The sequence below is a fragment of the Porphyromonas sp. COT-239 OH1446 genome (assembly GCF_000768875.1).
Classification (GTDB): domain Bacteria; phylum Bacteroidota; class Bacteroidia; order Bacteroidales; family Porphyromonadaceae; genus Porphyromonas.
Genome location: NZ_JRAO01000027.1, coordinates 60144 through 79553 on the forward strand (window position 1 = coordinate 60144; position 19410 = coordinate 79553).

Below are 19410 nucleotides of genomic sequence, written 5' to 3' on the forward strand. Positions count from 1 at the left end.
TGCGATTGAAGTGCTGAGACGACTGCAAAGATAGTGCTATCTTTGTAGAGATAATTATACAGATCATTAAATGAATATTAAAGCCTTAAAGCAATTAGGCGAATATACGCTGCTCATGCAGCGCACCTTCACATGGCCAGGGCGGTGGCGGATGTTTTACCGCAGCCTCGTGCGGGAAGTTTATGACCTCGGGGTGGGGTCGCTGGGGATTGTCTTCATCATCTCCTTCTTCATCGGGGCGGTGATCACCATTCAGCTCTCGATCAATATCACCAGCCCACTGATCCCCAAGTTCACCATCGGATACTCGGCCCGAGAGATGGTACTGCTTGAGTTCTCCTCGACTCTGATGTGCCTCATCCTGGCGGGGAAGATCGGCTCGAGCATCGCCTCCGAGCTCGGGAGCATGCGAGTAACCGAACAGATTGACGCCCTGGAGATCATGGGGGTCAATAGTGCCAACTTCCTCATCCTGCCCAAGGTCGTCGGGCTGATGCTCTTCGTCCCCATCCTCTCGATCTTCTCCATGGTCATGGGTATCGGTGGGGGCTATCTAGCGACCTTCATCACCGACACCATCCCCACCAAGGACTTCGAGTACGGGCTACAGCTCTTCTTCTCCCCGATCTACATCCTGCACTCGATCATCAAGTCGCTGGTCTATGCCTTTCTGATCGCCTCAGTCTCGTCCTACTACGGCTATTCGGTCAAGGGTGGGGCTCTACAGGTCGGTTCGGCCAGTACCAATGCGGTCGTGCAGAGCAGCGTGCTGATCCTCGTCTTCGACCTCTTACTGACCAATCTGCTGCTGACCTAGAGGCCCAGCGACCCGATCCCCTCTACACGAGAACTACTATTATGATAGAAGTCAAATCACTATACAAATCCTTCGGGGACAAAGAGGTGCTCAAGGGCATTGATGCCACCTTCGAGCCCGGCAAGACGAACCTCATCATTGGCCGTAGCGGCGCAGGCAAGTCCGTCTTCGTCAAGTGTATGATCGGCCTCATCCCCCCAACCAGTGGACAAATCCTCTACCATGGGCGAGACATCGCAGCCATGGACAAGCGAGAGCTCCTTGGCCTCAGACGAGAGATGGGGATGCTCTTCCAGGGCTCAGCCCTCTTCGACAGTATGACCGTGCTGGAGAACGTGATGTTCCCCCTCGAGATGTTCTCCACCGATAGCTACAACGTCTACCGCCAACGTGCCAAGGATTATCTCGAGCGAGTAGGCCTTACCGAGGCCGCACACCGCTACCCTAGCGAGATCAGCGGAGGGATGATGAAGCGCACTGCCATTGCCCGAGCTATCGCCCTGGGGCCCAAATACCTCTTCTGCGACGAACCCAATTCGGGCCTAGACCCCAAGACCTCCAAACTCATTGACCAGCTCATCCAAGAGCTCACCCGAGAGTACAATATCACAACCATCGTCAATACCCACGATATGAACACCGTGCGCAGCATCGGCGACAAGATCATCTACGTGCACCAGGGGCGCAAGGAGTGGGAGGGTAGCAGTGAAACCATCGAGATGACAGGAACCGAACGCCTGCGCCACTTCATCGATGCAGGCCTGGACAACCAACCCGATACTAGCGAATAAGGGAGACCCCCAATATCCTCACAGCAAATATGAAAAAGAACTCTATACTCTTCAACCTCCTCCTCATGCTCCTGCTCTCCAGCGTTCTGCTCTGGGGCATCATTTGGGGGCTCAAGGTCTACACCAAACACCATATCAACATCCCTATCCCAGAGGTTAGGGGCAAGACCCTAGAGCAGACGAGCTTGATCCTCTCGAGCAGTAACCTCTTCTACGAAGTGGTAGACTCGGTTTACTCCCGAGAGGCCGTCCCAGGCACAGTCTTCGACGTTATCCCCGCCCCGGGGCACGAGGTCAAGCCTGGACGCACCATCTTCGTCAAGATCTACTCCAGCCAGCAGAGACGTGTGGCCCTACCCTACGTCAAGGACATGTCTGCCCGACAGGCCCTTGCATTGCTCCGAGGCCTCGGCTTCGAGCGAGTAGACCAACGCATCGTCTCAGGCCCTTACATCAACCTGGCTCAGGGCTTTGAGCTGCGCAACGGACAGCCCCTCAAGGCAGGCGATATGCTCAGTATCGACACCCCTATCGTCCTCCTGGTCGTGGGCAATGTGGCCGATACCCTCCCCCCTGTAGAGGGACTAATCGAGGACGAAAATGCCACTTGGACACCCGAGGAGACACCGACGAAGAAAGCCGAAGAAGAACCCGAACCAAATGAGTGGTGGTAGTATGACTGGCGAACCTATAGAGGCTGACTGGCTCGAGGAGCTAGAGGCAGAGGTAGACGACGAATTGGAGCTCGACGAAACTGATCAAACCCTAGGCGAAGAGGCCGAGGGACAGCTCTATGAGCACTACCGCATCGTCGCTGATGCAGGGCAGGGATTGCTCCGAGTGGACAAGTTTCTCGCTATCCACATGACTCGCACTACTCGCAGCCGCATTCAGCAGGCTGCAGAGGCAGGTTACATCTTCGCCAACGGGCAACCCGTGCGCAGCAACTATCGAGTCAAACCCCTCGATGTCATTACCCTACAGCTCAGACGCCCTCGCAGAGAGATTGAGATCATCCCTGAGGATATCCCCCTCAATATTGTCTACGAAGACGACCATCTGCTCGTCGTCAATAAGCCTGCGGGCTTAGTCGTCCATCCAGGCCACGGCAACTATACCGGGACGCTACTCAACGCTCTAGCTTACTATCTCAAGGATGACCCTCTCTACGACCCTAGCGACCCACGCCTAGGGCTGGTACACCGTATTGATAAGGACACCAGTGGACTCTTGGTCATTGCCAAGCGGGCTGAGGCGAAGGCACATCTGAACAAGCAATTCTTCGACAAGACAACCCACCGCTCCTATCGAGCCCTCGTATGGGGTCGCTTCAAAGAGCCCCGAGGAACTATTGTCGGTAATATTGGCCGCGACGAGCGAGACCGCCTACAGATGGCCGTCTACCCCGAGGATAGCGAGCGCGGTAAACACGCTGTAACGCATTACGAGGTCCTAGAGGAACTCGCCTATGTGAGCTGGATAGAGTGCCGTCTAGAAACGGGGCGAACGCATCAGATCCGAGCACATATGAAGCACATCGGGCATACCCTCTTCGCAGACGAACGTTATGGGGGGGATAAGATCTTGTGGGGCAATCAATTCTCTCGCTACAAGCAGTTCGTCTCGAATTGCTTGAAGATCTGCCCTCGACAGGCATTGCATGCTAAGACCCTCGGCTTTGAGCATCCAGCCACAGGCGAATGGATGGTCTTCGACTCGGAACTTCCCGAGGATCTCTCGACCCTACTCGACCGCTGGCGCACGTATGCGGCCCAGGTGGATGAGCAGTAGCGGCCGAAGCCTCTGAGTAGCAGAGGGTTAGTCCTCTGAGCGATCGACTAGGCGAGCCCTGAGTACCTCTCGCTTGCCTCGAGGCCCAGGCAGACGCTCGACGAGGAAGCCTGATCGCTGTAGGCGTCGCCTCACCTCCCCCTTGGCGCAGTAAGTGGCGAGGATCGCCCCAGGGGCTGAGGCCTCGGCCAGTCGGGCAAAGACCTCCTCGGCCCATAGCTCTGGCTGTGCCTCGGGCGAGAAAGCGTCGAAGTAAATGAGGTCGTACCCCTGCCCCAGCTCTACCGAGAGCAGATCTGCTCGACGCTTGTGGAGCGTCATCCATTCGTCAAGGGGATAGGGCTCGTCCCAAGGGGCTTGGTGCAGACGAAGGAGGAGCTCTGCCGCCTCGGCCCTGGGCTCGAGGTCGAAGTTCAGAAGCCGATAGACCTCCGGCTCGATGGGATAGAGCTCCAGCGTCGTGTAATCAATAGGAGCACCACAGCGGGCCGCCTCGAGGCGAGTGAGCAAGGCATTGAGGCCCGTACCGAAGCCAACCTCAAGCACCCTCAGAGGCTCTCGACGAGGCTCAGAGAGCGCAGGCAGGAGGCCATAGCCGATGAAGATATGACGGCTCTCCTGCAGAGCCCCATGGGTCGAATGGTAGTGTTCCCCCAGGGCCTCATGGTAGAGCGTAGGACTACCATCCTCGGTCATACGTAGCAGCGGCTTATGCTTCATCGTCAGGATCTCGATCTAATCAACAGAAACACCCCAGCCCTAGATCTGCCCGAGCCAAGGGCGAACGATCTGCCAAAGGGCTACTCCAGTGGCGACAGACACGTTGAGCGAATGCTTCGTACCCAGCTGAGGGATCTCGAGGCAGCCATGGCAGCGATCTAAGGCCTGCTGCGCCACGCCATGCACCTCATTCCCAATGACTAGAGCATACCGCTTGGACAGATCTGCCTCGAAGGCCTCGAGGCTCTGGCTACCGTGTGCCTGCTCGAGGGCATAGACCTCATAGCCCTCAGTGCGAAGGGCCTCGACGGCTTCGAGGGCTGTAGGGGCATAGCTCCAGGGGACGCTATCCTCCGCCCCAAGGGCTGTCTTGTGGATGTCGGGGTGAGGCGGGCGGGCGGTGATGCCGCAGAGGACTAGTCCCTCGAGGCGAAAGGCGTCTGCCGTGCGGAAAACCGAGCCCACATTGTTCATACTGCGCACACTGTCGAGGACGACGACCACAGGGATCTTCGTACTCTGAACGTAGGCCTCGGGGGCGAGGCGTTGCATCTCGGTGATCTTGAGCTTCCTCATGGCTTAGTCTAGGGGAAGGAAGAGCTCCTCGGGATAATCTACCCTCTCGAGATAGAGGGCATGGGCGGGGGCAGAAGAGCCTGCCAAAGATCGATCCTCAGCCTCGATGACACGGGAGAAGTCCTCAGGGCTCATGCGCCCCTTACCGACCTGAAAGAGCGTGCCGACGATGGCACGCACCATATTGCGCAGGAAGCGGTCTGCCGTGATCGTAAAGACCAGCATACCCGTCTCGGGATCACGCCGCCAATAGGCCTCCTGCACGTGGCAGATATTGGTCTTGACGTCGGTGTGCAGCTTGCTGAAGCTGGTGAAGTCGGTGAAGTGGGGCAGGAGCGAGGCAGCCTCATTCATCCGCTCTATATCGAGGTCGAAGTACATGCGCAGGACGAGGTCTTGGGCGAAGGGCATCTTCTCTCGAGAGACATAATAACGGTAGGTGCGTCCCACAGCCGAGAAGCGTGCATGTGCCTCTGGTACAACGGGGACGATGCGGCTCAGAGCAATATCCTTGGGCAGCAGCCTATCGGCTCGGAAGATCAGATGGCGAGCCTCCTCGAGGTCGAGGGGGAGGTCTATGTGTGCGACCATCTCTCGGGCATGCACTCCAGCATCCGTTCGCCCTGCGCCGAGGATGGCGGTGGGCTGCTGTAGGATGGTCGAGAGGGCTCGCTCGATGGTCTCCTGCACACTGGGGGCATTGGGCTGGGTCTGCCAGCCGCTGTAGGCTGTACCGTTGTAGCTGAGGTAGATGAAGTAGCGCATCGCTTAGGCCTTGCTCTTGGCTCGTCTAGGGGTCTTGGAGCGAGGGGTACTGGCCGAGGCTGTCTTGGCCGCTCTACCCTTGCGGGCCGAAGGGGCGGGGGCAGCCTGGATGAGCCTCATGCAGTCCTCATAACTCAGCGAGGTGGCCTCCACCTCCTTGGGGATCTTGTAGTTTGCCCCTTGGTACTTGATATAAGGGCCGAAGCGACCGCTGCGTACCTGTAGGTCGGCATCCTCGTCGTAGGCCCGCAGGAGGCTCTTGCGCTCGGCCTCCTGCTTCGCCTCCATCAGCTCGATGGCCTCAGCGAGGGTGATAGTCATCGGATCGGCCTCCTTGGGCAGGCTGGCGAACTTACCATCGTGGCGCACATAAGGGCCGAAGCGACCAATGGCCACGGTTACGACCTTGTCTTGGTAGAGGCCCAGCTGACGAGGCAGCTCAAAGAGCTTGAGAGCCTCGGAGAGGGTGATCGTATCGAGCTGCTGACCAGTGCGTAGGGAGGCGAAGCGAGGCTTGTCCTCATCCTCGGCCGAGCCAATCATCACCATCGCTCCATAGCGGCCGATGGTGGCCGAGACGGGCTTACCTGTCGCAGGGTCTGTGCCTAGGAGACGAGTGCCCACACGCTGCTCGCCCTCGTGGCGTTCGGAGGCCTGCTCGACGGCTGGGTGGAAGTCTTGATAGAATTCGTCGATCAGATCCTGCCAGCGCATCGCTCCCTCGGCTACCTGGTCGAAGCCCTCCTCGACACGTGCCGTGAAATTGTAGTCTACAATACGGGGGAATTGCTCCACGAGGAAGTCATTAACCACGATGCCGATGTCAGTGGGGATGAGCTTACCCTTGTCTGCACCATAGAGCTCGGTGCGCTCCGAGCGACGTATTTGCCCCTCTTCGAGCCTAAGCTCAACGAAGCGACGCTCCCTCCCCTCTCGATCCGCCCGCTCGACATAGCCACGAGCCTGGATGGTTTGGATCGTGGGGGCATAAGTAGAGGGTCGGCCAATGCCCAGCTCCTCGAGCTTGCTCACCATCGAGGCCTCTGTATAGCGTGCAGGACGCTGGGCAAAGCGTTCGACAGCATCAAGTTGAGAGAGTGTGAGAGCCTGGTCCTCGCTGAGGGGGGGCAGGAGCTTGGCGGCACTGGTAGCCACGGGCTCGTCCTCGCCCGAGGACTCCATGTAGAGCTCGAGGAAGCCCTTGAAGATGACCACCTCGCCCTGTGCTACGAAGCTATGAGGTGAGCCCGAGACGGGGATGCTGACAGTCGTACGCTCGAGCTCGGCATCGGCCATCTGCGAGGCAAGGGTGCGGCGACGAATGAGCTGATAGAGTCGTTGCTCCTGCGGTGTGCCGCTGATCGCCTCCTTGTCCATGTAGGTGGGACGGATGGCCTCGTGGGCCTCCTGAGCCCCCTTGCTCTTGGTCTGATACTTGCGGGCCTGATAGTAACGCTCGCCATAGGTCGTCTTGACAACCTCGGCGATAGCCCCCATCGCCATCGACGAGAGGGAGACCGAGTCGGTACGCATATAGGTGATATGCCCCGACTCGTAGAGGCTTTGGGCCAGGCGCATGGTCTGCGTTACGGAGTAGCCAAACTTATGCGCAGCCTCTTGCTGTAACGTAGAGGTGGTGAAGGGGGCTGCGGGCGATCGCTTGCCCGAGCGACGGTTGATCGACCCAATGGAGAAGGCTTGCCCCGAGCACAGGGATAGGAAAGTCGAGGCCTCAGCCTCCTCCTCGAAGCGATGATTGAGCTCTGCTGAGAGCGAAGCCCCACCCTCGAGGGCAAACTCTGCCTGAACCCTAAAGCTCGAACTCGACACGAAGGCATTGATCTCCCGCTCACGATCGACGACTAGACGTGCAGCCACTGACTGCACACGCCCAGCCGAGAGGGAGCGGCGAATGCGCCGCCAAAGCACGGGCGAGAGCTCGAAGCCCACGATACGATCTAGGACACGCCTAGCCTGCTGGGCATCGACCAAATCCTGGTCGATCGAGCGAGGATGCTCGAGGGCGTGTAGGAAGGCCTCGGAAGTGATCTCATGGAAGACAATGCGTCTCGTCTTGGCCGGATCAAGATCCAAGGCTTGGCTCAGATGCCAAGCGATGGCCTCCCCCTCACGGTCTTCATCGGAAGCGAGGAAGACGAGGTCGGCACGCTTAGCTGCGGCCTTGAGCGAACGCACCAGCGCACGCTTGTCCTCAGAGATCTCGTACTCGGGGGCATAGTCATTGGCTAGATCGACGCTGAAGGCCTTCTGCTTGAGGTCTCGCACATGGCCTGCACTGGCCATAACGGTGTAGCCGGTGAGTTTTTTCTTGTTGAGGAAGCCTTGGATGAGCTCTGCCTTCTTGGGCGACTCGACGATGACTAGATTGTTTTGCATTCGTTCCAGCTGTATAATGGATTCGACGGCAAAGGTAATGAGAATAAACAAAATGACTGACGAGCGTACACTTCGCTGTGCAGGGCAGGTCCGCTTGGGCTCTCCCAGCCTCCGAGATCGCAGCCCGATCCGTAGCCCAGCCTCCCTCTCTCGGGACTCTAGCGTAGGGTACAGAAGAGGCAGCGGCGGATCGGGCGGATAGATCCAAGTAGGATCTCACCATCGATCCTATTAGGATCGATGGTGAGACTCAGATAGGAGCTCGGGTGAAGTCCTACTTAGATCTCTACAGAGGCCTCGGAAGGCTCGCAGTCGAAGCCCTCCCCAGCACGCACCTGAGCTCTCGATAGGCTCTCCGATGAGGGGAGCTAGAGGGACACATCCCAAAGTAAATCTCCCACCCCAGCACAGGCCGAGGTGGGAGATCATCTACGAGGGTATAGCCTCCAGGGGAGGACTACTTGAGGGGCTTAATATCCAGCTTCACGGGGTGGATCATATTCTCGGGCGAGAGGATCGTGTCGAGATCCTTCTTCGAGAGGATGCCATGCTCGAGCACCAATTCGTATACACCACGACCCGTTTCCATGGCTTCCTTGGCGATCTTGGTCGAGTTCTTGTAACCGATAATGGGGTTCAGGGCGGTAACGATCCCGATGCTCTGCTCGATGTAGGCACGGCAGGTCTCTTCATTGGGCGTAATGCCGTCGATACAGAGCGTACGCAGGGTATCGAAGCCGTTCATCAAGAGTTCGGCAGACTCGAGGCAGCACTGAGCCATCACGGGCTCCATCGCATTGAGCTCCATCTGTGCAGCATCGCCAGCTAGGGTTACGCAGAGGTCGTTGCCCATCACCTTATAGCACACTTGGCTCATCACCTCGGGGATGACGGGGTTTACCTTCCCGGGCATGATGGACGAGCCTGGCTGCATCGCAGGGATATTGATCTCACCCAAGCCGCAGCGAGGGCCACTCGAGATGAGACGAATGTCGTTGGAGATCTTGTTCACTTTGACCGCCACACGCTTCATCGCCGAGCTGTAGCCGATCATCTCGCTGGTATCGCTTGTCGAGCCTACCATATCTGCAGCCTTGCGGATAGGCCAGCCCGTGATCTGTGCCAGGGCAGCCGTGCAGAGATCAGCATAGCCAGGCTCGGAGCAGATCCCCGTACCGATGGCCGTAGCACCCATGTTCACCGTGAGGAATTGCTCAGCAGCATGATCGAGGTTGATGAGTTCATGCTCGAGGATAGAGGCAAAGCCCCCGAAGGTCTGACCCAGCGACATGGGTACTGCGTCCTGTAGCTGCGTGCGGCCCATCTTCAAGATGTGTGCCATCTCTTGGCTCTTGGCCCTGAGGGAGGCAATGAGCTGCTCTAGATGCTTGCGCAGCTCGAGGTGCGTGGCATAGAGAGCCATGTGGATGGCCGTAGGATAGGCATCGTTGGTAGACTGAGAGCAATTGACATGATCGTTGGGCGAGAGGTACTGAAACTCCCCAGCCTCATGCCCCATGATCTGTAGCGCACGGTTACAGATCACTTCGTTGGCATTCATGTTGGTCGTCGTCCCTGCCCCACCCTGGATCAGATCCACGGGGAAGTCCTCATGGTGCTTGCCATCCAGCAGCTCATGGCAAGCCTTGATGATCGCCTGCGCCTGCTCCTCTGTCAGCAGACCAAGCTGACGATTGGCCATAGCTGCTGCCTCCTTGGTGAAGGCAAGCCCTCGGATGAAGAGCGGATAATCGCTGAGTAGGAAGCGGCTGATCTTAAAGTTCTCCATGCCTCTGAGCGTCTGTACGCCATAGAGGCGATCAGCTGGTAGCTGACGCTCGCCCAGGAGGTCGCTCTCTAGGCGAAAGTGTTTGTCTGTTGCATTCATAAGACAACGGATTTGAGGGGTATGCGGAATATGAAATTAAGTCATAGCACAAAGGTAGACCTTTTTTCTACCTCAACCAATCTTTATTCGGTCTATTGTTCCCTCCTCCAGTAGAGCGAGAGGGCCGTAGCGACAGAGGGCAGGGCATCGACCACATAGATCGCTGCACTGCCCTCTAGAATACCTAATACAGAGCCTCTAATACTGGATGAGCTCTGTGATGGGCTTGCCGATACAACCGCTAGGCAACTGAGTACTTAGCATAAAGGCCAGCGTAGGGGCAATATCTGTCATATAGACCTCACGATAGAGATGCCCAGGCTTCACCCCATGACCCATGAAAATCAATGGGATATGTGTGTCATAGGGAGACCAAACAGAGTGGTCTGTACCACGAGGATTCTCCGAGCTATTCAAAGCCCAACCTGGATGCAAGATGATAAAGATCTGGCCACTACGATGGCGATTATAACCATTGATCACCCTCATGCGTAGCTCCTCGGGCAGAGCATATTCGTTCACTCGCTCCGAGGGTACTGCATAGGCAACACCTGGGACAGCGACTAGATGCTCACACAAGAGATCAATCAGCTCGCGACGCTCCTTAGCCTTGAGCCTAGAGAGCTTGCCCTCATCAAGTACTAACTGATAGTTAGACACCCCCTTGACGATGGAGCTATCCACATCGAGAAATTCTCTAGCCAAGCTATCCAGCTGCTTCACCACAGTAGAGGCTTTAAACGAGCGACCTGGCAGACGATGGTGCTTAAGGAAGGTAATGTTGTGTCCCGCAGCATGGTCAGCAGTAATGAAGAAGAGATAGCCATCCCGACCATAAGTCCTATCGAGATAGGAGAAGAAGTCTGCCAGCTCCTTGTCTAGGCGTAAATAGGTATCCTCCGTCTCGATCGCAAAGGTTCCGTAGCGATGCCCAATGTAGTCCGTAGACGAGAGACTAACGGCCAAGAAGTCTGTATGACCCCGAGTCATGCCCAGCTTCTCTCCCTCGATCGCAGCCCGAGCCATCTCGAGGGTAAGAGTATTACCCATGGGAGTGGTGCGGATTACCCCTATACCCCTGTCCTGAGCAAGAGCCTTAGTATCGAGAGGAAGGGTAGGCTTACCGTCCTTCGTCCAGGGAGACTCGAAGGGAGTATCGTCTGCCGTGCTCTCCAGGTAAGTGGAGATTGGATATAGGGTCCTCCACCCATCACGCAAGAGCCTCTCTGCTCGCCTCTGCTCGTTGAAGCGGCGAGCCCATCGAGGCAGCTCACTCATGTAATACGTGCTCGAGATGAAGTTACCTGAGGCATCATCGAACCAGTAGGCCGCATGGGCACTATGGCCTGCGGGCAGGATCGAACCTCTATCCTTGAGGGCTACGCCAACGACCTTGGTGCGGAAGTTCGTCGCTATGCGCAGCTCGTCCGTGATGGTAGTGGCCAGCATGTTGCGCGGAGACATCTGTCCGCTGCGACCGTTATCGGCCCCGACGGTCTGTACCGAGTTGTCCTGCGTACAATAGACAGGCTGCCCATTGATGCGGAAGTTATTGCCTGCGATGCCGTGGATCGAGGGAACAGAGCCCGTATAGACCGTAGCATGCCCGATGGCCGTTACGGCAGGCAGGTAGTTGATCCGTGCATTGTGGCAATTGAAGCCCTCGCCTAGAAGACGGCGAAAGCCCCCCTCACCGAAGCGATCGTTGTAGCGGTAGAGATAATCCCAACACATCTGGTCTACCACCATGCCCACGACGATACGAGGACGTTCGGGGCGAGATTGGGCCTCAAGGGGAAAGGCTGTCAAGAGCAGCACGAGGCAGAGCCCAAGACGGCGAAAAAGATTTGTTTGCATACGAAGTGTCGATTTAGGTTGTCAATAGGGTTTATAGGTTCATTTGCTCCTTGGTCGAGAGCATCCCGCAGGCAGCGGAGATGTCCTCCCCTCTGGAGGTGCGTATCGTCGTAACATACCCCCGCTGCTCGAGTAGAGCCTTGAAGGCCTCCATACGCTCGGCCGAGACGGGCCTTAGGGGGACATTGGGGATCTGATGGAAGGGGATCAGATTGATGCGGCAGGGGATGCCTCTGAGGATGCGAGCTAGCTCTGCCGCATGAGCAGGGCTGTCATTGACCCCGTCGAAGACGATGTACTCGAAGGACACTCGCCTTTGGCCACTGAAGTCTACTTGGCGAATCATTTCCAAGGTCTCCTCGAGGCTAGTACCTCGCTCGGCAGGCATGATCTGCAGGCGACCCTCAGCGAAGGGGTTGTGCAGGCTCACGGCTAGATGACACTTGGTCTCCCGAAGAAATCGCTCGAGCCCTCGCCTCACCCCTACGGTCGAGAGGGTGAGCCGCTTGGGGCTCCAACCCAACCCCCACTCGGCGGTCATGACCTCGATACTAGAGAGGACATTGTCGGGGTTGTCCAATGGCTCTCCCATGCCCATGTAGACGATGTTGGTGAGACGCTCGCTCTCCTCGACCGAGAGGACTTGGTTGATGATCTCACCGACCGAGAGGTGGGCCTTGAAGCCTTGCTTGCCTGTCATACAGAAGAGACAGTTCATCTTGCACCCTACCTGCGAGGAGATGCAGAGCGTAGCTCGGTCGCCTTCGGGAATAAATACCGACTCGACGAGCCCTCCGTTGCTCACTCGAAAGAGATACTTACGCGTCCCATCGATCGACAGCTGCGAGGTTACGGGTTGGGAGCGACCGACCTCGAAGTGCTCGGCCAGGAGGGCTCGATTGGCCTTGGAGATATTACTCATCTCGTCGATGGTGGTAGCCCTCTTGTGGTAGAGCCACTGAGCTATCTGCTTACCCGTAAATCGGGGCATCCCGAGGGCGATGACCTCTTGAGTCAGCTGATCCAGGGTGAGGCCCAACAGTGGGCGTTTGGTTGTTATAATTTCGTTCATGTTAGGATGATCTACCCAGCCTCAAGGGCCTAATGAGGGCAAAGTTACCAAAAAATCAAGGCCATGAGAGGCAGCTTCCCCTCATGGCCTTGCTCTCTGTTTAAGAAATCTTCTTTAGAAGAAGCGAGCCCTATTGTCCGTAATCTTAAGCGACTGAACTAGGTCGAAGAAGGCACGGCGAGAGATCTGACTGCTCGTAGCACTCTGCTGCTGCTCGGCCTGGCTCTGTGCTACCTCTTTGGCTAGAGGCTCTGCCGAGATAGGACGCACGACCATGACCTCGGTGCGAGCGACGAAGGGTTTGGAGAGCGAGCCCAGGGCGGTGGTCATCGCCTTGGCGTTGAAAGCTGCCCCCTCAGAGCCACGCACGATATAGTTGACTCCCACAAGGGTATCTACCTGGGTGGAGAGCTCGGCTGCATAGGCCTCGAGGCTTGAGAGGCCCTTGGCAGAGAGGCTCTCGGCGAGTGCTTCGGTGCGCTTGGCGGCCTCGACCTCGGCGATCACCTGCTCACGCACCATAGACAGAGGAGCGAAGCCTGCGGCGATATGCCTATTCACCTGAGCGATGACCAGGTGGTCGTTGGAGCAGCGGAAGATCTTGTCCGTTACCTCGCCCTCATCGGCATTCAAGGCCCAAGAAACGATCTGGCGAGAACTGGGGATGAAAGAGAGCTGAGGGCTCTCTGCTGCTACAGCGACATCACGAGAGACGTTGAAGCCCTCCTTGACAGCCTTCTGCTCCATGGCATCGAAGCCTCCACCCTCGTTGAGGATGGTATTGAGAGCGTTGTAACGCTCGTCGAAGGTCTTGTCGGAGAACTCTACTGGGATCGAAACGAAAGCCACCTGGTACTTGTCCACCACGGGCTTGGGATTAACAGCCTTGACGAGGAATTTATTCTGTCCACGATCTATCGTGATCACTTGACCGATGGGGGCTTTGTAGAGCGTATCAAGGCCCATCTGTGCTGCACCGAACTCGGTGATCGCACTGTCGAGCATCCCATACTGACCAGGGAAGGTGATCAGACCGCCATTGGCAGCCGTAGAGGTATCGACGCTGAGCTCCTGAGCCAGGGCGGCAAAGTCGCGACCCGAAGCCAGGAGTCTCTGGATGCTGTCTACCTGTGTTGAGCGCAGGCTATCGAGGGCAATCAGACGCACGTTGATGCTCTCTACACCACGCTTCTTATCGACGAGCTTGATGAGGTTGTAACGGTCGCTCACGAGCTGAGGAGCATTGACCTGACCAATCTGAGCAGCCTTAGCAAAGGCGATCTCATCATTGCTCACCCCTACCTGAGCGAGCATATCTAGCTCCGAACCAATGAGGTAAGTGGGGCGGAAGAACTTGTTGCCATGGTGGGCACGTAGAGCCTCCTCGACATCCTTGCGTGTGCTGGCGGCCAAGAGGGCACTCATCACCTCGTCCTTGGTGGTCTCGGCGGCACGATAGTCATCGGCCGAGGGGACTACCTGCACACTGATAAAGCTCAGCTCCGTCGAGGGAGACTGCATACGGAAGTAGTTCTTGTGCTCGTCATAGTATTTCTTGATCTCCTCGTCTGTAGCACGATGGGTGCTGTCGGTGATGAGCGAGGGTGTCGTACGCACGAGGGCGACAGTGCGAGAGCCATCGGAGAGAGCAATCTCACGATCTAGATCGGTGAGCTTGTAGGTGCGACGCAAGAGGGCCTCGAGCTTCTGCTGTAGGCGAGTATTGACGATGGCCTTCTGCACACCGATCCAGCGAGACTGTAGCATGCGCATCTGCTCCTGAAACTCCTGTGGCTGTGCCTCGATCTGACGATCGCTCATCTGAGCGATGAAGTCATTGACCATCTTGCTATCCGAGGCATCGATCCCCATGCTAGAGAAGAATTGGCTGGCCACGGGCGAGGGTGCGACTCCCTTGCCCCCGATGAGCAGGGCATAGAATTCATCCGCCGTAACCTTCAGACCTAGATCCGAGGCGATCTTATTGAGGGCATAATCCGTGATGTACTCCTGTGAGAGCTGGTTGTTGATCATCATACGCTGCTCATCGGTGGGCTGTGCACCGATACGCTCCTGAGCCATGCGCTCCATATCCTGCAGGCGGGCCTGGTAGTCGTGTATCGACACATCCTCTCCGTCGATAGAGAGGACAATCTGCTGGTTACGCTGCCAGATGCTAGTACCCTGCTGCAGGGCATCTCCTACGATGAAGGCGAGCAGGGCGATAGCGATAACGACCACGATCAGCACTGCGCTGTTTCTGATTTTCTCTAAAACTGCCATTGTATTATTTGATTATTGTATTCCTACATTTATCGGAGGGCAAAGATACAAACTGTACGTGATATAACAGTGATTTTACAGCAAGTGCCTTCCCCATCGGGGGGCTTCGTCCGAGCCTTAGGGCACAGAGGCAGAGCGGTGAGGTCAAGATAGGCCTATGGATGAACCCTCGGGAGAGAGTCTGATGAGCTCTCGGGGAGAGCTGCGTGGAGACTCAAGTAGGAGCTCAATGGAGATCCAAATAGGACTTCACTCGAGATCCTAATAGGATCGAAACTGAGGCTCAAATAGGAGCTCAATAAGGCAGTAGACGATGTCTATATCTAACTTATAATAAGCAATATACAAAAAAGACTCAGGAGAGTCTAAAAGAGTGGTTCTCATCCCCTACCGAGGGGCTACATGCCCAGCTCTCGGGCATAGAGGCGGGCATAGTCCTCGGCCATACGCCGATAGTCGTAACGCTCGGCCCAGAGGCGCAGCAGCTGGGCTCGTAGAGGGTCTTCGGCAAAGTCGCCCAAGGCCTCAGAGACTCGCTCAGCCATCGCCTCCGGCTCGAGCGAGGAGAAGTAGTACGCAGCCTCGCCACCGATCTCGGGCAACGAAGTCGCAGGGTTGAGCAGTACGGGACGGCCCATAGCCATCGCCTCCACAGGTGGGATGCCGAAGCCCTCCGCCAGCGAGGGATGTAACAACATCTGGCAATGCCCCAGGAGATAGGCCTTGGCCTCGGAGCTGACCCGGTGGAGCAGATGCACCCGAGCCTCAAGCCCAAGGCGGTGGATCGTCTCTCGGAGCTGACCAAGGTACTCCGCCCTCGAAGCCGAGTAGACGAGCACCAACTCCAACTCTCGAGGCAAGTGGGGCAACATCTGTACGAGCAGGTGCTGCTGCTTCTTGGGCGAGAGCACCCCGATCGAGAGGAGGTAAGGTCGCTGCCCCAGGCTCTGTATCGAGGCCTCGGCCGCCCCGAGGCTAGAGGGCGGCTCTGTGGATAACAGAATACCATTGTGGATAACCTCGAGACTTATACTCGGCTTGAGGTCGAAGAGCTCTTGATGCTTGAGCAGCGTTTCCTGGGCGAAGTGGGAGATCGAGACGATGCAGTCCGCTCCATTCAGATTGCGCCGAGCCTTGCTGAGCTCTCGCTCATAACGTCTGGAACTGAGAGGCTCGTAGAGGAAGTTAAGATCGTGCAGCGTAACCATACGCCGCTCACCGTACCGCCCAGGAAAGTAATCCTGCTGCTGATGGGTCAGATGCAGCAGATCATAGCCTCGTGGAGTACGGTTGATAACCTTGTGCATAAAGTGATAGGGATGCACATCCACCTCCTCAGCCCTACGAGGACGATAGTAATGCAGCTCTAGGGGGATCTGTAGCGTGCGCAGGCCCAGCTCTAGGCAGTGGCAGTAGTAGCCGAGGCCAGAGTGAGGATAGCGAGTGCGCTCGAGATCGACAAGGATGCGCCTAGGGGGAGTCATACAGTCTCAAAATAAGGACACCCCCCACGAGCCGAGCGGAGAGCCATAGGGATCGTGGGAGGTGTACAAGTGAAAACATAGCAGACCTCAACGAGCTATTTGTCGAGGATCTGTGGAGCTTTGTCCTGCGAAGCATATATGCCTGTACGCTTGAGAGCAATGCCCAGCCAAAGGTAACCCGAGAGAGCCGAGATGATCGTCCCAGCAAAGATCCCGAGTTTGGCCTGATTGAGCAGATCTTCGTGCCCCACCCCATAAGAGAGGCTGGCGATGAAGAGCGATACGGTGAAGCCAATACCGCCAAACTTGGCCAGAGGCACAAGGGTAATGAGGCTCATCTGACTGGGCCAAGAGCACAGGCGCAGCTTAATGGCTGACCAGGTGAAGAGGCTGATGCCGATCGCCTTGCCCAGGAAGAGGCCACAGAAGATCGCCAGCGGTAGACCCATAAGCCCATCCGACGAGATCCCCTCAAATGACACCCCCGCATTGACAAAGGCGAAAACAGGCAAAATGAAGTAACTCACGAACGGAGCGATCATGTGCTCGATCGTCTGCACAGGGCTGATTGAGCGACCTAGAGCACGGCGAAGAGCCTCGGTTACATGCATCTGATCCGACGAGAGTACGAGAGCCCCCTTAGCCTCTCGATAGTCGGTAGGGTTGAGGCGGTTGAACTCTCGGCGCATGTGCGCACGCAGATCTTCGATACGGATCTTCGTCGAAATGGGCACGCAGAGAGCGATCAGCACCCCAGCGATAGTTGTATGTACCCCTGACTGCAAGAAGAGCAACCAGACAACGAAGAAGGCGACATAGTAGAAGAATGGATTGCGCATCCCCAATCGACCAATGAAAGACACCACGAAGAGCAAACCAAAAGCCAAGAGCAGGGGCACCCAAGCTACATGAGAGCTATAGAAGATGGCGATGATGATGATCCCCCCGATGTCATCCGCCACTGCTAAGGCCATCAGGAATACACGGTAAGAGCTAGGCACGTGCTTACCTAGAGCCCCCAGCAAGGCCAGGGCAAAGGCAATATCCGTGGCCATCGGGATCGCAGCCCCACGCATCGCAGGCCCAGGAGGACAGACTAGGGAGAAGAAGAGAACAGGAACGATCATCCCCCCCATGGCAGCGATGACAGGGAGCATGGACTTCTTGACTGTAGAGAGCTCACCAACAGTCATTTCCTGCTTGATTTCAAGCCCCACAACAAAGAAGAAGATCGCCATCAGGCCATCATTGACGAACTGTGCTAGGGTCATCGTCTCGCCATGATGGGCAAAGAGCTCAAAACCCAAGATCTTAACCTCGATCGGATAGGCCAGCAAGGCCTCATAGTATTCGCTCCATGCAGAGTTGGCCACAGCCACAGCAATCAGCGAAGCCATGAAGAGCAGCACCGAAGCACTGGGACGCGGGATGGATATGCGTCTCAGAGGAGAGAGTAATTGGTTGATAACGTTCATACGATAGAGTTAGAGTTTATTATATTACTGTAGCCAGGCCTCAGGCACAAAAGAAGGGCCTTAGGTTAGCCACCATATTCGCTGATATGTTGCAGCTGACGCAGATTGACGATCTTGATCTGACGCCCCGTAGTGGCGACGATCTGCTCTCGGGCAAAGCTGGAGAGCGTCCGAATAGCATTGTGCGTGGTCATATTGCTCAGAGAGGCCAAATCAGCCCGAGTGGGACAGATATTTAGGGTTACCCCATCAGCAGCGAGGCCATATTGCCCCACCAGCATGATAAGCGTATCAGCTAGGCGACCACGCAGGTGCTTCTGCGTGAGACTGAGAATACGCTCCTCTGAGTGATGGATATCGATGGACAACCGCTCGAGAAAGAAGATCCCTAACCGAGGATTGCCCTCGAAGAGCTCCATGAGTGTACCTGTAGGCGTCTCCAGCAGTACTGTCTCCTCGTAGGCAGTTACCTTAGCCATCATGGGCATACCCGCCAAGAATGAGCGAATACCGAAGAACTGCTTAGGTCCGAGAATGCGGGCAATATGCACCTGTCCCGAAATACCATTGCGCACGACCTTCACCTTGCCTGAGAGCAGGATGTAGATGTGCTGAACTGGGTGGCCCTGATCGATCACGACCTCCCCCTTCGAATAGGTACGCATATAAGAGTCAGCGCACAATAAGCTGCGCTCTCGCTCATTGGCCAAGACACTCCATAGGCCAGCCAGCTGAGTGGAGATGATCCTCTTCTTCCTATCCAATTGATTCAGGCTCTAATGCGGACAGCCGAGAGACTTCTTTCTCACTGCCAGGGTTCTTGTGCAAAGATAACTATTCCGCTACAATTCCTTCGGCTATAAATGCTCAGGAAGAGGGATATGGGAGAATTGATTACTTTTGTAACGCCTCGCCTACCCTAGAGCAGGACTCGAGGCCGCCCAGCAAGAGCATTCACCATAGAACTATAGACGATTTTATGATCATAGCAGTAGACTTCGACGGGACTATTGTACGCCATCGCTATCCCGAGATCGGCGAGGAGATCCCCTTCGCCACGACAACCCTCAAGATGCTCCAGCGAGAGCAGCATCGACTCATCCTCTGGACTGTACGAGAGGGGAAGCTCCTCGACGAGGCTGTCGCTTGGTGTCGTGAGCGAGGCTTGGAGTTCTACGCCGTCAATAGAGACTTCCCGGAGGAAGATATGAGTGGCAGTGGCTTCTCCCGCAAGCTCAAGGCCGACCTCTTCATCGATGACCGTAGCTTCGGGGGCTTGCCCGACTGGGGGCTCATCTACCATCGCATCAAGGAGGGTAAGGCCTTGACAGCCGACTGGCATCTAATCGCAGGCGTAGAGCGCATAGATGCCGAGCCCGAGCGCAAAGGTTTCTTCGCCCGCCTGAGAGGCAAGTAATAGGCCTAAGAGGCAACCAACAACAAAGGATCACCCCCGAGCATAGCCGATCGGCTCGCTCGGGGGTGATCCTTTGC

At 56.5% G+C, this 19410-nt stretch carries 17 protein-coding genes; 6 read left to right on the top strand and 11 right to left on the bottom strand.

Annotated features, from left to right (window positions below; genetic code table 11):
• Positions 1–70: 70 nt before the first annotated feature.
• Genes HQ37_RS05915 through HQ37_RS05930 form a run of 4 tightly spaced genes read left to right on the top strand, consistent with a single transcriptional unit; the run spans position 71 to position 3399 of the window.
• The gene (locus HQ37_RS05915; RefSeq protein ID WP_036881437.1) at positions 71–817 is read left to right on the top strand and encodes an ABC transporter permease; all 747 of its coding nucleotides are present in this window, start codon (positions 71–73) and stop codon (positions 815–817) included.
• A 41-nt stretch (positions 818–858) separates the two neighbouring features.
• Positions 859–1608 (top strand): ABC transporter ATP-binding protein, encoded by a 750-nt coding sequence (locus HQ37_RS05920; protein ID WP_036881438.1) that lies wholly within the window; start codon positions 859–861, stop codon positions 1606–1608.
• A gap of 29 nt (positions 1609–1637) precedes the next feature.
• Complete coding sequence (locus tag HQ37_RS05925; protein WP_052080808.1) at positions 1638–2282, top strand: PASTA domain-containing protein; 645 nt, start codon at positions 1638–1640, stop codon at positions 2280–2282.
• Positions 2269–3399, top strand: coding sequence for an RluA family pseudouridine synthase (locus tag HQ37_RS05930; protein WP_081951788.1), 1131 nt, complete (start codon positions 2269–2271; stop codon positions 3397–3399). The genes HQ37_RS05925 and HQ37_RS05930 overlap by 14 nt, the downstream gene beginning before the upstream one ends.
• Positions 3400–3426: 27 nt before the next feature.
• Here HQ37_RS05930 and mnmD read toward each other — a convergent pair whose 3' ends face one another.
• Genes mnmD through topA form a run of 4 tightly spaced genes read right to left on the bottom strand, consistent with a single transcriptional unit; the run spans position 3427 to position 7857 of the window.
• Complete coding sequence (gene mnmD, locus HQ37_RS05935; RefSeq protein ID WP_036881440.1) at positions 3427–4119, bottom strand: tRNA (5-methylaminomethyl-2-thiouridine)(34)-methyltransferase MnmD; 693 nt, start codon at positions 4117–4119, stop codon at positions 3427–3429.
• Positions 4120–4158: 39 nt separating this feature from the next.
• Complete coding sequence (locus HQ37_RS05940; RefSeq protein WP_036881441.1) at positions 4159–4695, bottom strand: RNA methyltransferase; 537 nt, start codon at positions 4693–4695, stop codon at positions 4159–4161.
• Positions 4696–4698: 3 nt separating this feature from the next.
• Positions 4699–5460, bottom strand: coding sequence for a tRNA pseudouridine(38-40) synthase TruA (gene truA, locus HQ37_RS08340; RefSeq protein ID WP_036881442.1), 762 nt, complete (start codon positions 5458–5460; stop codon positions 4699–4701).
• A gap of 3 nt (positions 5461–5463) precedes the next feature.
• Positions 5464–7857 carry a type I DNA topoisomerase gene (gene topA / locus HQ37_RS05950; protein ID WP_036881443.1) on the bottom strand — a complete coding sequence of 798 codons (2394 nt, stop codon included), beginning with the start codon at positions 7855–7857 and terminating at the stop codon, positions 5464–5466.
• Positions 7858–7894: 37 nt separating this feature from the next.
• Here topA and HQ37_RS08385 point away from each other — a divergent pair, with 37 nt between their 5' ends.
• Positions 7895–8059 (top strand): hypothetical protein, encoded by a 165-nt coding sequence (locus HQ37_RS08385; RefSeq protein WP_160215069.1) that lies wholly within the window; start codon positions 7895–7897, stop codon positions 8057–8059.
• Positions 8060–8314: 255 nt separating this feature from the next.
• Here HQ37_RS08385 and HQ37_RS05955 read toward each other — a convergent pair whose 3' ends face one another.
• The 7 genes from HQ37_RS05955 to HQ37_RS05985 form a co-directional block, all read right to left on the bottom strand.
• Positions 8315–9745: an aspartate ammonia-lyase gene (locus HQ37_RS05955; RefSeq protein ID WP_036881444.1), complete on the bottom strand. Its 1431-nt coding sequence runs from the start codon at positions 9743–9745 to the stop codon at positions 8315–8317.
• A gap of 198 nt (positions 9746–9943) precedes the next feature.
• On the bottom strand, positions 9944–11602 hold the full coding sequence (pafA, locus tag HQ37_RS05960) for an alkaline phosphatase PafA (RefSeq protein ID WP_036881445.1): 1659 nt from the start codon (positions 11600–11602) through the stop codon (positions 9944–9946).
• Positions 11603–11633: 31 nt separating this feature from the next.
• Entirely contained in the window at positions 11634–12674 is a 1041-nt protein-coding gene (rlmN, locus tag HQ37_RS05965) for a 23S rRNA (adenine(2503)-C(2))-methyltransferase RlmN (RefSeq protein ID WP_036881447.1), read from the bottom strand.
• 114 nt (positions 12675–12788) lie between these two features.
• Entirely contained in the window at positions 12789–14957 is a 2169-nt protein-coding gene (locus HQ37_RS05970) for a peptidylprolyl isomerase (RefSeq protein WP_036881454.1), read from the bottom strand.
• Positions 14958–15355: 398 nt separating this feature from the next.
• Entirely contained in the window at positions 15356–16441 is a 1086-nt protein-coding gene (locus HQ37_RS05975) for a glycosyltransferase family 1 protein (RefSeq protein WP_036881455.1), read from the bottom strand.
• Between the two features lie 95 nt (positions 16442–16536).
• Complete coding sequence (gene nhaA / locus HQ37_RS05980) at positions 16537–17916, bottom strand: Na+/H+ antiporter NhaA (protein WP_036881456.1); 1380 nt, start codon at positions 17914–17916, stop codon at positions 16537–16539.
• Positions 17917–17981: 65 nt separating this feature from the next.
• On the bottom strand, positions 17982–18680 hold the full coding sequence (locus HQ37_RS05985; RefSeq protein ID WP_052080809.1) for a Crp/Fnr family transcriptional regulator: 699 nt from the start codon (positions 18678–18680) through the stop codon (positions 17982–17984).
• 215 nt (positions 18681–18895) lie between these two features.
• On the opposite strand from HQ37_RS05985, the gene HQ37_RS05990 reads away from it, so the two are divergent.
• On the top strand, positions 18896–19333 hold the full coding sequence (locus tag HQ37_RS05990) for a BT0820 family HAD-type phosphatase (RefSeq protein WP_036881460.1): 438 nt from the start codon (positions 18896–18898) through the stop codon (positions 19331–19333).
• The last annotated feature ends 77 nt before the right edge of the window (positions 19334–19410 follow it).

Bases quoted from the DNA above. Each gene is read 5' to 3' on its own strand.
- truA (WP_036881442.1), bottom strand. From the start codon at position 5,460: ATGCGCTACTTCATCTACCTCAGCTACAACGGTACAGCCTACAGCGGC.
- HQ37_RS05955 (WP_036881444.1), bottom strand. From the start codon at position 9,745: ATGAATGCAACAGACAAACACTTTCGCCTAGAGAGCGACCTCCTGGGC.
- HQ37_RS05940 (WP_036881441.1), bottom strand. From the start codon at position 4,695: ATGAGGAAGCTCAAGATCACCGAGATGCAACGCCTCGCCCCCGAGGCC.
- HQ37_RS05925 (WP_052080808.1), top strand. From the start codon at position 1,638: ATGAAAAAGAACTCTATACTCTTCAACCTCCTCCTCATGCTCCTGCTC.
- HQ37_RS05990 (WP_036881460.1), top strand. From the start codon at position 18,896: ATGATCATAGCAGTAGACTTCGACGGGACTATTGTACGCCATCGCTAT.
- mnmD (WP_036881440.1), bottom strand. From the start codon at position 4,119: ATGAAGCATAAGCCGCTGCTACGTATGACCGAGGATGGTAGTCCTACG.
- HQ37_RS05920 (WP_036881438.1), top strand. From the start codon at position 859: ATGATAGAAGTCAAATCACTATACAAATCCTTCGGGGACAAAGAGGTG.
- rlmN (WP_036881447.1), bottom strand. From the start codon at position 12,674: ATGAACGAAATTATAACAACCAAACGCCCACTGTTGGGCCTCACCCTG.
- topA (WP_036881443.1), bottom strand. From the start codon at position 7,857: ATGCAAAACAATCTAGTCATCGTCGAGTCGCCCAAGAAGGCAGAGCTC.
- HQ37_RS05970 (WP_036881454.1), bottom strand. From the start codon at position 14,957: ATGGCAGTTTTAGAGAAAATCAGAAACAGCGCAGTGCTGATCGTGGTC.
- HQ37_RS08385 (WP_160215069.1), top strand. From the start codon at position 7,895: ATGAGAATAAACAAAATGACTGACGAGCGTACACTTCGCTGTGCAGGG.
- HQ37_RS05915 (WP_036881437.1), top strand. From the start codon at position 71: ATGAATATTAAAGCCTTAAAGCAATTAGGCGAATATACGCTGCTCATG.
- HQ37_RS05930 (WP_081951788.1), top strand. From the start codon at position 2,269: ATGAGTGGTGGTAGTATGACTGGCGAACCTATAGAGGCTGACTGGCTC.
- pafA (WP_036881445.1), bottom strand. From the start codon at position 11,602: ATGCAAACAAATCTTTTTCGCCGTCTTGGGCTCTGCCTCGTGCTGCTC.
- HQ37_RS05975 (WP_036881455.1), bottom strand. From the start codon at position 16,441: ATGACTCCCCCTAGGCGCATCCTTGTCGATCTCGAGCGCACTCGCTAT.
- nhaA (WP_036881456.1), bottom strand. From the start codon at position 17,916: ATGAACGTTATCAACCAATTACTCTCTCCTCTGAGACGCATATCCATC.